The organism is Massilia sp. 05N420, assembly GCF_056397205.1.
This window is the reverse complement of record NZ_JBFTMX010000034.1, coordinates 47,206-58,502: the sequence shown is the minus strand read 5'-3', so window position 1 is coordinate 58,502 and position 11,297 is coordinate 47,206. Positions and strand designations below refer to the sequence as shown.

10 protein-coding genes are annotated in these 11,297 nt (G+C 66.4%); all 10 read right to left on the bottom strand.

All coding sequences use genetic code 11. The features are described 5' to 3' along the window. Nucleotides 1-141: 141 nt before the first annotated feature. On the bottom strand, nucleotides 142-1,614 hold the full coding sequence (locus AC1DIX_RS20195; protein WP_477326851.1) for a PA domain-containing protein: 1,473 nt from the start codon (nucleotides 1,612-1,614) through the stop codon (nucleotides 142-144). Further along, nucleotides 1,601-2,041 (bottom strand): post-PEP-CTERM-1 domain-containing protein, encoded by a 441-nt coding sequence (locus tag AC1DIX_RS20190; protein WP_477326849.1) that lies wholly within the window; start codon nucleotides 2,039-2,041, stop codon nucleotides 1,601-1,603. Before AC1DIX_RS20190 ends, AC1DIX_RS20195 begins: the two co-directional genes overlap by 14 nt. A 12-nt stretch (nucleotides 2,042-2,053) precedes the next feature. Next, the gene (locus AC1DIX_RS20185; RefSeq protein ID WP_477326847.1) at nucleotides 2,054-2,719 is read right to left on the bottom strand and encodes a choice-of-anchor J domain-containing protein; all 666 of its coding nucleotides are present in this window, start codon (nucleotides 2,717-2,719) and stop codon (nucleotides 2,054-2,056) included. A gap of 245 nt (nucleotides 2,720-2,964) precedes the next feature. Next, nucleotides 2,965-4,029 carry a branched-chain amino acid ABC transporter permease gene (locus AC1DIX_RS20180; RefSeq protein WP_477326845.1) on the bottom strand — a complete coding sequence of 355 codons (1,065 nt, stop codon included), beginning with the start codon at nucleotides 4,027-4,029 and terminating at the stop codon, nucleotides 2,965-2,967. A gap of 2 nt (nucleotides 4,030-4,031) precedes the next feature. Further along, the gene (locus tag AC1DIX_RS20175) at nucleotides 4,032-5,057 is read right to left on the bottom strand and encodes a branched-chain amino acid ABC transporter permease (RefSeq protein WP_442123084.1); all 1,026 of its coding nucleotides are present in this window, start codon (nucleotides 5,055-5,057) and stop codon (nucleotides 4,032-4,034) included. Between the two features lie 7 nt (nucleotides 5,058-5,064). Continuing rightward, complete coding sequence (locus AC1DIX_RS20170; RefSeq protein WP_477326843.1) at nucleotides 5,065-5,790, bottom strand: ABC transporter ATP-binding protein; 726 nt, start codon at nucleotides 5,788-5,790, stop codon at nucleotides 5,065-5,067. After that, nucleotides 5,783-6,562, bottom strand: coding sequence for an ABC transporter ATP-binding protein (locus AC1DIX_RS20165; RefSeq protein ID WP_477326841.1), 780 nt, complete (start codon nucleotides 6,560-6,562; stop codon nucleotides 5,783-5,785). Before AC1DIX_RS20165 ends, AC1DIX_RS20170 begins: the two co-directional genes overlap by 8 nt. A gap of 1 nt (nucleotide 6,563) precedes the next feature. Beyond that, nucleotides 6,564-7,757, bottom strand: coding sequence for a substrate-binding domain-containing protein (locus AC1DIX_RS20160; RefSeq protein WP_477326839.1), 1,194 nt, complete (start codon nucleotides 7,755-7,757; stop codon nucleotides 6,564-6,566). Nucleotides 7,758-7,790: 33 nt separating this feature from the next. After that, nucleotides 7,791-8,663, bottom strand: coding sequence for an alpha/beta fold hydrolase (locus tag AC1DIX_RS20155; RefSeq protein WP_477326837.1), 873 nt, complete (start codon nucleotides 8,661-8,663; stop codon nucleotides 7,791-7,793). A 66-nt stretch (nucleotides 8,664-8,729) separates the two neighbouring features. Continuing rightward, complete coding sequence (locus AC1DIX_RS20150) at nucleotides 8,730-11,120, bottom strand: TonB-dependent receptor (RefSeq protein ID WP_477326835.1); 2,391 nt, start codon at nucleotides 11,118-11,120, stop codon at nucleotides 8,730-8,732. Between the last annotated feature and the right edge of the window lie 177 nt (nucleotides 11,121-11,297).

Sequence of the window (11,297 nt, the reverse complement as noted above, 5' to 3'; positions counted from 1 at the left end):
TATCGCCACATTGCCGACCCCCAGGTTTGTATTTTTAGATAATGTTGATTCCGGGCAATTTTACAACAAGTTATAAATAATTGCCGGAATTACACATCAACACAACCCCTGGGTGGCCTGCTTCTCCTCACCAGCCGCTCGTCACCAGCCAATATCCTGCAGCAGCGGATAGGTCAAATCGCGCGGCGGCGTCACGTCATGCGTCAGGTCGTCGTTGATCGACGGTTCCATCAGCTGGTTCGGCTTGGCCTCGGTGGTGTAGTGCGACACCGTCGAGCCGGGCGAGTAGATGGTCGGCGTGTACATCAGGATCCGGCCCTGCGCATCGGTGCCGGCCAGCCGGTTCTGGTTGATGCCCAGGCTGGCGACCACGCCCGACTGGGTGCGCGAGCGGCGCTGCAGGCTGGCCTTGATCGACACCCCGTTGGCCTGGGTGATGCGCACCGAGGGGATGGCGATGGTCGGATCGTTGCCGCTCATGCCGGCGACGTCGCCCGTCTGATTGTCCGCCACCACCATGCCGATCGCGCCGGCGGTCTGCACGTTCTTCGCCTTGGTGACGAAGTCGCAGCTGCCGCGGTCGACCAGGGCGATGTTGCCGCGTACGGCCAGCGCGTTCAGGGCGCTCAGCGGCGTGCAGGCCAGGCCGTTGCCGTCACCCTGGTCGACCACCGGCATCAGCTGGCCGCTCACCGGCGGATTCGCCAGCGGCGGGCCGAAGGAGGCGTCGCCGACCTCGTAGTTGCCGGCGGCCTGGCCGGCGGCGCTGCCGGAGACCGCGAGGTTCGACATCGGCGCCAGCACCTGGGGCACGGCGGCGGTCACGCGCGGACCGTTCCACGACAGTCCGCGCCAGGTCACGGCCGACTGGGCGCGCTCGGCGGCGGTGCTCTCGACCCAGGTGCGCTTGGTCTGGTTGTTCAGCAGGTAGTAGTCCCAGATCGAGTGGATGTCCATGATCTCCTGGCCGGTCTCGTCGTCGGTGAAGGTCTGGAAGCCCAGGCCGTGGGCGAACTCGTGCAGCAGCACGGTGACGAGGTCGATCTGGTCGCCGAAGTTGCGGTCCAGGCCGAGGTAGAAGCCGGAGCCGGGCAGGCAGTCCGAAAACAGGCCCAGGCGCGAATTGAAACGCGCGATGATGTGCGGCTGGCCCGGGGTGGCGACGTCTTCGCCGGCCAGCTTGCTGGCCAGGGCGCTCGGATACCAGGTATTGGCGCGCGGCGCGTTCGGAAAGTCGCTCCAGATCTCGTTGGCGCCGGCCGAGCCCAGCACGGCGCTGGTGGCGGTGCAGGACAGCGGCACGAAGGAAGCGCCGATGCGGATCGTGACGTTGCTGCTCAGGGTCGAGCCCCAGATGCCGGCGGCGTTCTGGAAGGCGACCAGGCGCTGCTGGCCCAGGGTGGTGCCGGGATTGCCGCCGACCGGGGTGGCCGGGGTCGGGTCGTTGAAGCCGACGCCGGGATCGTTCAGGTTGACGATCACGATGTTGGCGGCCGCATGCGCGCTGGTGACGGCGCCGATGGCCAGCGCCAGGGCCAGGGCGATGGTGGCGACGGCGGCGCCGGCGGCCTGCTGCAGGCGCGGATGGCCATTCGGCTTGTCAGCGGGCTTCATGGCTGTGCTCCTTGTGCTCGGCGTTGGCGGGATGGTGCAGCGCATCGTCGGCGGCGGCATCGCCCTGCACGCACTGGCTGCTCAGCTTGCCGTCCGGGCCGCGCGTGACGACCTCGTAGACCAGGTTCTTCTCGCCCAGGCGCACGCCGCGCGCGCCGTCGCGCCGCGTCAGGGCCTTGTTCTGCTGCGGCGTGCCGCTCAGCGCGGCGGCCGAGGGCGGCGCCTTGGCGCGCAGGACGCGCAGTTCTTCCGGCGTCGGCGCCCGCATCTTGCCGGTCTGCGGATCGCGCACCACCACCATGCCTTCCTGGCGGTCGCCCCGGTCCTGCTTTTCCTGCTGGCCGGCGGCCTTGGCGTGCATGGCAAGCGAAGCCAGCACGCACAGCGCGGCCAGCATGCTCAGGGTCATCATCTTCTGTCTGGACATGGCATCCTCCGGTCAGGCTTGCGATTGTCGGCGGCGCAGGCCGAGCAGGCCGAGGCCGGCGCCCAGCATCGCCCAGGCGGACGGCTCGGGCACCGCGGTCACCACGCTGACCGAATCCAGGCCGACGTAGCTCAGGGTGTCGGCCGGTCCATGGTAGCGGAAGGCGAAGCGCCCGGTGCCGCTGGCGTCCAGCGTGGCGCTGAACTGCTGCCAGTCGGTGGGGTAGTCGGCATTCCCGCCGACGGTGGCGAGGATGGTGGTGAAGCCGGCCGGATCCAGGCTTGGACCGGACGAGAAGCGCACTTCGAGCAGGTCGTTGAAGCCGGGATCGGCAGAGTAGCGGGTAGCGAAGTTCAGCACCGTGATGCCCGACAGGTTCAGGGTCGGGGTGATCAGCCAGTTGTCGACCGTGCCCATGCCGTTGGCCGCGCCGAGGAAGTTGGCGGCGGCATAGGCGTCGGCGGCGCCGGCCTGGGCGGAGAAGATGGCGGTGTTGCCCTGGAACCAGCCATCGCCCGCCGCCGGCAGGCTGTTGTTGACCTGGGCCCATCCGCTCAGGCCGCCGACATTGCCGAATCCTTCGTTGAGTACTTCGACCCCTTCGGCCTGCGCGGCCGGGGCGCCGATCGCGGCCAGCGAGAAGGCCGCTGCCGCAATCACATTGTTGACGGGTTTCATTGAAAGCCCTTTCCTGTTAGCCAGTAGGATGGTGAACCGCTCGCGCTGGCTGATCGACGAGGCCATGCTGAACTCATCATATGATCGAGATGACAACAGGCGTTGATATCCAACTAAGGTGCGGGCTGGACTTTGGAAGTACCGCCGCGCTGGCTGGAAGGGGGCGTGGAGTGGGACTGGGGCGGGACGAAAGAGGCGGAGAGAATGAGGCATGTCGCTCCCGCGAAAGCGGGAGCGACGGGGCATCATTTGCGGCGGAACCGCAGCTTGCCGACGATGCCGATCGGGAAGAAGTAGATCGAGAGGATGAACAGCACGCCCAGCCACAGCATCCAGCGGTCGGGATGCAGGGCGGCGGCCAGCATCGGCAGGCTGGACAGCGCCTCGGAGGCCTGGCCCATCAGGGTCTTCAGGTAGTTCTGCGCGATGATGAAGAGGGCGGCGCCGACCACCGCGCCGTACATGGTGCCCATGCCGCCGATCACGACGATCAGCAGGATGTCGGTCATCACCTCGAAGCCGAGCGACGTCTTCGGGCCGACATAGCGCAGCCACAGCGCCATCAGGGCGCCGGCCAGGGCGGCCACGACGGCGGCCAGCACATTGGCCCAGATGCGGTAGACCACGGTGCGGTAGCCCAGCGCCTCGGCGCGGAACTCGTTCTCGCGGATCGCCTGCAGCACGCGGCCGAAGGGCGAATTCACCAGGCGCAGCAGGAACAGGAAGAGGACCAGGCAGCCGAGGAACACGATGTAGTAGGTGATCAGCTTGCCGTCGATCGAGCGCCCGAAGACCTCGTTCTCGACCAGGGTGAAGCCGGGCGACAGCAGCTCGGGCACGCTGAAGGTGCGGCCGTCCTCGCCGCCCGTGAAGTCGGACAGCTGGGACGCCAGCACCGCGAACGAGGACGCCACCGCCAGCGTGATCATGGCGTAGAAGATGGCGCGCACGCGCAGCGCGAACAGGCCGATCACGAAGGCCAGCACGACGGTCAGCAGCACGGCCAGGCCGATGCCGGCGAAGACGATGCTCCAGCTGGGCTCCTCGCTGCTCGCCAGGGCGATGCCGACGCCGTAGGCGCCGATGCCGTAGAACATGGTGTGGGCGAAGGAGACGATCCCCGTATAGCCCAGCAGCAGGTCGTAGGACGCCACCAGCACGATGTAGACGCAGATGGTCGCCGCGGTGTTCAGCGGCCGCGCGCCGCTGAACAGGAAGGGCGCCAGCAGCAGTCCCAGCAGGGTCAGGAGCAGGAGGGCGGTCAACGCGCGGCTGCGCGGCAGGTCGCCGGAAAGAAGTTTGATCAGCATGCTCAGCCTCGCGACTTCGAATACAGGCCGGCCGGACGCCATAGCAGGATGGCGATCATCAGCACGATATTGGACACCAGCGCCACCTTGGGCGCCAGGAAGCCGGCATAGTTGGCCAGCAGGGCCATCAGCAGGGAGCCGATGAAGCAGCCGCCCACCGAGCCCAGGCCGCCGATGATGACGACGATGAACACCATGATCATGACTTCGCTGCCCATGCTGGCGACCAGGGTTTCCTTGTACAGGCCCCACATCACGCCGCCCAGGCCGGCCAGGCTTGAGCCAGCCGCGAACACGCCGACGAACAGGCGGCGGATGCGGTAGCCCATGGCTTCGACCATTTCGCCGTTCTCGACTCCGGCGCGGATCAAGAGGCCGATCTTGGTGCGGTTTAAGGTCAGGAACATCGCGGCAAAGACCAGCAGGCCGACCACCACCGCCAGCAGGCGGTATTTCTCGATCGCGGCGTCGCCGATGAAGATGGCGCCGCGCAGGGTGGCGGGCAGGGGCAGCGGGATCTGCTCGGCGCCCCAGATTACGTTGATCAGCTGCTCGGACACGATCATGCCGCCCATGGTGATCAGGATCTGTTTCAAGTGCTGGCCGTAAACCGGCATGATGACGATGCGTTCGAAGGCCCAGCCGATCAGGGCCGTCACCAGCATGGCGACCAGCACGGCCAGGCCCAGCACGCCGAGGTTGGCGAGCAGGGAGTCGGCTTCGAGCCAGCCGCGCATCGGCAGCAGCACCATGGTGGCGCTGAAGGCGCCGACCGAGACGAAGGCGCCGTGGCCGAAGTTCAGCACGCTCATCAGGCCGAACACGAGGGTCAGGCCGCTGGCCATGATGAAGATCATCATGCCCATGGCGAGGCCGGCCACGGTCAGGGTGAGCCAGGTCGGCAGGGAGACGAAGGGCAGCACTGCCAGGGCCAGCGCCGGGACCAGCAGCAGGGGCGCGAGGTCGCGCCGGGCCGCCGGCAGCGGGGCCTCCGCCTGGGATTGGGAGATGGGGAGGGTTGCGCTCATTGATGGCTCATTGATGGGAATCCAGTGAAAGGCCGAGCAGGCGCTGCTGCAGCGCCTCGTCCCCGGCCAGGTCGTGCATCAGGCCGGCATGGGCGACGCGACCGTCGTCCATCACGCTGACGGTATCGCCGAGGCTGCGAACGAAATTGAAGTTCTGCTCGACCAGCAGGATGGTGGTGTTGGTGTCCTTCAGCTCGCGGAAAGCCATCATCAGGCTCTGCACGATGGCGGGGGCCAGGCCCTTGGTCGGCTCGTCCACCAGCAGGAGCTTCCTCGGCTCGACGATCGCGCGGGCGATCGCCACCATCTGCTTCTGGCCGCCGGACAGGTTGCCGGCCGGGTAGTTCCAGAACTTCTTCAGGGCCGGGAAGAAGCCGCAGATCCAGTCGACGCGCGCCTCATCCAGCGGGCCGTTGCGGGCCGCCAGGTAGAGGTTCTCGCGCACCGTCAGTTCCGAGAACACGGCCATGCTCTCGGGGACGTAGGCGATGCCGGCGCGCGCGATGTCCGGGGTCGACATCCTGGTGATGTCGCGGCCGTCGAAGACGATGCTGCCGGCGCTGGCCTTCCACAGGCCCATGATGGTGCGCAGGGTGGTGGTCTTGCCGGCGCCGTTGCGGCCCAGGAGGACCGCCAGGCCGCCGCGCGGCACCACCAGGTCGACGCCCTGCAGGATGTGGTACTGGCCGATGTGGGTGTGCACGCCGGACAGGGTCAGGATCGGCTCAGACATGTTCCGGAGTTCCAAGATAGGCTTCCTSTACGATTTTCGATTGCATGACTTCGCGCGGCTCGCCGTCCGCGACCAGGGTGCCGTTGTGCAGCACGATGATGCGGTCGGCCAGCGAACGCACCACGTCCATCTTGTGCTCGACCAGCAGCACGGTCCTGTTGCGCTCGGCCTTGACCTGGTGGATCAGGTCGAGCACCACCGGGACCTCGTCCACGCTCATGCCGGCGGTCGGCTCGTCGAACATCAGGATCTCCGGTTCCAGCGCCAGCAGGATCGCCACTTCGAGCTTGCGCTGGTCGCCGTGGGGCAGGGTGCCCACCAGTACGTCGCGTTTGGCGATCATCGACACGCGCTCGAGGTAGTGCTCGGCGCGCGCGATGATCTCCTTGTGGCCGAACCAGACCGAAAACATGTTCAGGCCGATGCCGGCGCGGCTCTGCACCGCCAGGCGCACGTTCTCCAGCACCGTCAGGTCAGGGAAAAGATTCGTGAGCTGGAACGCGCGGCCCACGCCGAGGCGGGTGCGTTGCGCCGCCTTGTAGCGGGTCACGTCGCGGCCGGCCACGTGCACGCTGCCGGATGTCGCCGCCAGCTGGCCGGAGATGAGATTGAAGTAGGTGGTCTTGCCGGCGCCGTTGGGGCCGACGATCACGGTCAGGGTGCCCGGGTAGAACGCGGCCGTCACCCCGTTCACCGCGACGTGGCCGCCGAAGCGGATCGTCAGGTCGCGGGTCGCGAGGGAAGGCTGCGCCTGTCGTTCCTGGTCCGCCATGTCAGCGCTTGTTCCGCACCGGCAGCGGCAGTTCGCTGGCCGGGATCTCGCGCACCAGTTCCAGCAGGTCCCACTCGTTCTTCTGGTCCTTCTTGATGCGGAAGTGGTACATCGGCTGCAGGGCCTGGTGGTCTTCCTTGCGGAAGGTCATGGTGCCCTTCGGCGTCTCGAAGGACATGCCTTCCATCGCCGCCGCCAGCTGGTCGCCGTTCGCGTTCGGCACCTTCGACAGCGCCGCATAGACCGCGCCGGCCGCCGCCATGCCGCCCGCCGTGAACATGTCGGGCGGGGCCTTGAAGCGCCTGGTGTGCTCGGCCACCAGCCAGTCGTTCATCTTGTTCTTCGGGAAGCCGTAGTAGTAATAGATGGTGCCTTCGGTGCCGGCGTAGGCCTTCCAGGTCTTCATCACCGGCAGGATGTTGCCGCCCGGGGCCAGCGTGATGCCGTAGCGCTCGGGCTTCATGTCGGCGATCTTGTTCAGCGGGTTCGGGCCGGCCCAGACGATGGCCAGCACGCGCGGCTGCGGCTTGTCCTTGAGGGCGTCGAACAGGCGCTGGGTGGGCGCGGTGAAGTCGGTCGAGGCGGCCGGCGCGTATTCCTCGTGCACGACATTGGCCTTGCTGCCGGTGGCGGCCAGAGCTTCCTTGCCGGCCTTGATGGCGTCGCGGCCGAAGGCATAGTCCTGGGCCAGGAAGGCCACGCTGCCGCTCTTCAGGGTCGAGGCGGCGGCCAGCGCGTCCTGCATCGAGTTGCGCGCGGTACGGAAGATGTACTTGTTCCACTTGGCGCCGGTGATCTCGTCGGCCACCGCCGGTTCGACGATCAGCACCTTCTTGTATTCCTTGGCCACCGGCAGCATCGCCAGCGCCGAGCCGGACGAGGTGGTGCCGACCGCGATGTCGGCCTTGTCGTCGCCGTAGGCTTCGGCCAGCAGCGTGCGGCCGAGGTCCGGCTTGCCCTGGTCGTCCTTGACGATCACCTTGATCTTGCGGCCGTTGATTTCCATCTTTCCGCCGGTCAGGTACTCGAGGCCCATCATGAAGCCGGTCTCGGTTTCCTTGGCATAGGATTCCAGGGCGCCGGTCTTGCCGGCGATGAGGGCGACCTTGAGATCGGGCGCGGCGAGGGCGCTGGCGCCGGCGGTGGCGATGAAGGCTGCCAGCAGGGCAGTCGGGAGGGGCTTGATGCGGGTCATGTGGGTCTCCTCGTTTCTCTCACTGCGTTTTATTCAGGGCACGGTCGCCAGGAAGCGGGCGATCGCCTCGAGTGCCGCCGGTTCGGTCAGCATCGGCGCATGGCCGACCTGGGGCACTTCGACGTACTGCATGCCGGGGGCGGCGCGCCGCATCCAGTCGGACTGGCGCGGCTCCAGCAGGTCGGACAGCTCGCCGCGCACCAGCAGGACGGGACGCTTGCGCGCCAGCCGCCGGAAGGCCATGCGGCCCGCCAGGGACGTCGGACGGAGTTTACCGGTTTGTAATGCAATGGCAATGTTTGGATCGTAGCGCGGCGCCAGCCGGCCCTCGCCGTCCTGCTCGAAGGCGCGGCGCGCCCACTTGTCCCACTCCGCATCGGAGTTGTCGGGGAAGGCGCACAGGTTGATGTCCTTGACGTGGCGGGCGGCGTCGTCCCAGGACGCCAGCGAGGCGGTCTTGCCGGTATAGCCGGCGATGCGCGCCAGTCCTTTTTCGGACAGCACCGGACCGATGTCGTTGATGATGGCGGCCGCGATCAGGTCGATATCCCGGGCCGCCAGCGCCATGGTGATCAGGCCGCCCATCGAGGTGCCGATGAAGACCGCGCGGGCAATGCCGAGGTCGGACATCAGCTTGACCACGTCGCCGGCATAGACGTTCGGGTTGTAGTTGTCGGGATCGGGATCGCGCTGCGAGCGTCCGCGTCCGCGCACGTCGAGCGCCAGCACGCGCCGCGACAGCGCCGCGATCATCGGCGCGAGTTCGTCGAAGTCGGCCGAGTTGCGGGTCAGGCCGTGGATGCAGATCACTGGCAGGCGCGCGGGTCCCGAGGCGGAGGCGTAATCGCGTGCGTACAGCTGCAGGCCGTCATCGCTCGTAAAGCTGATTTCAGTGTAGTTGGACATTGGACCCCGTTGTGATTTTAAAAAAGGGCGCCCCGCGGGACGCCCTGCAGCCATCGGGCGGGGCGATCAGAACTTCACGTTGAGGGTGGCGCGCACGGTGCGCGGGTCCCCGTAGAACGCGGTCACGGTATTGAAGAAGCCGGAGAAGTTGTAGCCGGCGGTCTTGTAGCGCTTGTCGGCCAGGTTGCGGCCGTGCAGTCCGACCTGGATCTTGCGGTCGGAACTGGTCCAGACCACGCCCGCGTCCCACAGCGCATAGCCATCCTGGGCCAGCATCAGGTTGCCGGGGATGGTGGCGTCCAGGGTGGCCACGCCGGTGCTGCGCGCGATCTCGGTCTGGTACACCTTGCTCTTGTAGGAGACGCTGTTCATGAAGCTCATCGAACCCGAACGGCCCATGATGCTGACCGGCCAGTCGTAGTTGATGGCGATGTTGGCCGAGTTCTTCGGGGTGTTCTGGAACTCGGTGCTGCCGGCGATGTTCACCAGGCTGGCGCCGTTCGCCACCATCCACTCGTTGTACTTGGCGTCGATGTAGCTGTACATCGCGTTCACGCTGAGCTGGTTGGTCAGGTAGGCGACCGCTTCCAGTTCCAGGCCCTTGATCTTGGCCTTGCCCGCGTTGGTCAGGCTGCCGGCGAAGCCGTTCACGCTGCCGTCGGCGGCATAGGTCGGGATCGAACCCGGGATCTGCACGTTCTTGTAGTCGGTGTAGAAGACCGCGGCATTGGTCTGCAGGCGGCCGCCGTTCATCGACGACTTCACGCCCAGCTCGATGCTGCTGACTTCTTCAGGGTCGACGCCACGGCGCTTGGCCAGCGACACGACGGAGTTCGGACCGCCGGTGGCGGCCAGGTCCATGCGCGGATCGAACATGCCGCCCTTGAAGCCCTTCGACCAGGTGGTGTACAGATTGTGTTCCGGGGTCAGCTTGTAGCCGAAGCCGAGTTTCGGCGTGAACTTCTTGTCGGTGCGGTGCAGGGCATCCTTGCCGAGGTTGGTGTTCGGCGCGCCGAAGGCGACAGCGCCGGCATTGCCCAGGCGCGGCGAATCGTTCAGGCCCAGGTAGGTCTGCTTGAAGATCTCGGCGCGACGCTCGTCCTCGGTATACCGGCCGCCCACCGTGACGCTGAAGGCATCGGTCACGTTGTAGCTGGCGTCGGCGTAGGCGGCCCAGGTCTTGGAGTCGATGTCGTCGTGGGTCAGCAGCGACAGGCCGCCGGCGGCGTTGTACAGCACGTCGAAGTCGTTGTAGGCATTGGTCTTCATGTAGAACAGGCCGGCCACGCCCTGCACCTTGTCGCCGGTGTAGGTCAGCTGGAATTCCTGGCTGGTCTGGTTGTCCTTGTAGAAGGACGGCGCTTCCCACAGCGGCAGTTCGAGCGAATCGAAGTCGATCGGCGCATAGGACTTCGACTTGCGATAGGCGGTGATCGACTTCACCGACAGGGTCGGGTTGATCGTGTATTCGGCCAGCAGCGACGTTCCTTCGACGGTGACCTGCTGCTCGTGGCCCAGCACCTTGTACAGGTTGGCGCGGGTGTCGTAGGTGCCGGAGGCCGGCTGGATATTGCCAGGTGCCGGGCCCAGGGTCAGGCGCCGGCCCTGGCGCGCCTCGGAATCGTCGACGGTCTTGTCGGTGGCCAGGCGGATGAACAGCTCCGGGGTCGGGGTCAGCTCGAGGCTGACGCGGCCGGCGACCACGTCCTTGTTGTAGTTCTGGCGGCCGTTCAGGATGTTGTGGCCGAAACCGTCGCGGTTGAAGGTGCCGACGGTGGCGCCGATGCGCAGGATGTCGGAGATCGGCATGCTGCCCTTGACCACAAGGTCCTTCTCGCCGTAGTTGCCGAAGGTGAGCTTGGCGTCCAGCGTGGGCTTCGGCGCCAGCTTGCGGGTCACGTACTTGACGGCGCCGCCGATGGTGTTGCGGCCGTATAGGGTGCCTTGCGGGCCGCGCAGCACTTCGATGCGTTCGAGGTCGTAGATGTCGGTGAGGGCGCCTTGCGGACGGGCCAGGTAGACGTCGTCGAGGTAGATGCCGACACCCTGCTCGTAGCCGGCGACCGGATCCTGCTGGCCGATGCCGCGGATGAAGGCGGTCAGCGTGGTATTGGTGCCGCGCGACGCCTTCAGGGTGGTGTTCGGGGTGGAGTCGGTCAGGGCGGTGATGTCGGGCACGGCCTGCTTTTCCAGCTCGGCGCCGGAGATGGCGGTGACGGCGCCCGGCACGTCCTGGATCAGTTCGGCGCGGCGGCGGGCGGTGACGACCACCTGGTTGATGTTGTCGCCGTTGGCATTGGCATTGGTGTTTGCGGTGGCGGCGGGCGCGGCGTTGGCGGCGTCCGCACCTTCCTGGGCATGGGCTACCCCGACCGCGGCGCCGTAGAGCGCCAGCAGGACGGCGGTGGAGATGGCGGAACGGTTCAGCAGCATCAGTCTGTTTTCGGTACGACGCATTGTATGTCTCCTAATATTATTGATAGCGCATGCGTTCAGGTTTTTTCGCACGGAGGGAAGTTTGCCCCGCACAAGACTGGTTGAATAGATAACAACGCGCTCAACAGGTGTGCAAAAATGCACAGGGATGTTTTGAGACGCACCCATGTGTGACCTGAAAACGCCGGGTCTCACTCT

Coding starts and splice junctions, on each gene's coding strand:
- AC1DIX_RS20190 (WP_477326849.1), bottom strand. CDS start 2,041: ATGTCCAGACAGAAGATGATGACCCTGAGCATGCTGGCCGCGCTGTGC.
- AC1DIX_RS20180 (WP_477326845.1), bottom strand. CDS start 4,029: ATGCTGATCAAACTTCTTTCCGGCGACCTGCCGCGCAGCCGCGCGTTG.
- AC1DIX_RS20170 (WP_477326843.1), bottom strand. CDS start 5,790: ATGTCTGAGCCGATCCTGACCCTGTCCGGCGTGCACACCCACATCGGC.
- AC1DIX_RS20150 (WP_477326835.1), bottom strand. CDS start 11,120: ATGCGTCGTACCGAAAACAGACTGATGCTGCTGAACCGTTCCGCCATC.
- AC1DIX_RS20195 (WP_477326851.1), bottom strand. CDS start 1,614: ATGAAGCCCGCTGACAAGCCGAATGGCCATCCGCGCCTGCAGCAGGCC.
- AC1DIX_RS20175 (WP_442123084.1), bottom strand. CDS start 5,057: ATGAGCGCAACCCTCCCCATCTCCCAATCCCAGGCGGAGGCCCCGCTG.
- AC1DIX_RS20185 (WP_477326847.1), bottom strand. CDS start 2,719: ATGAAACCCGTCAACAATGTGATTGCGGCAGCGGCCTTCTCGCTGGCC.
- AC1DIX_RS20160 (WP_477326839.1), bottom strand. CDS start 7,757: ATGACCCGCATCAAGCCCCTCCCGACTGCCCTGCTGGCAGCCTTCATC.
- AC1DIX_RS20155 (WP_477326837.1), bottom strand. CDS start 8,663: ATGTCCAACTACACTGAAATCAGCTTTACGAGCGATGACGGCCTGCAG.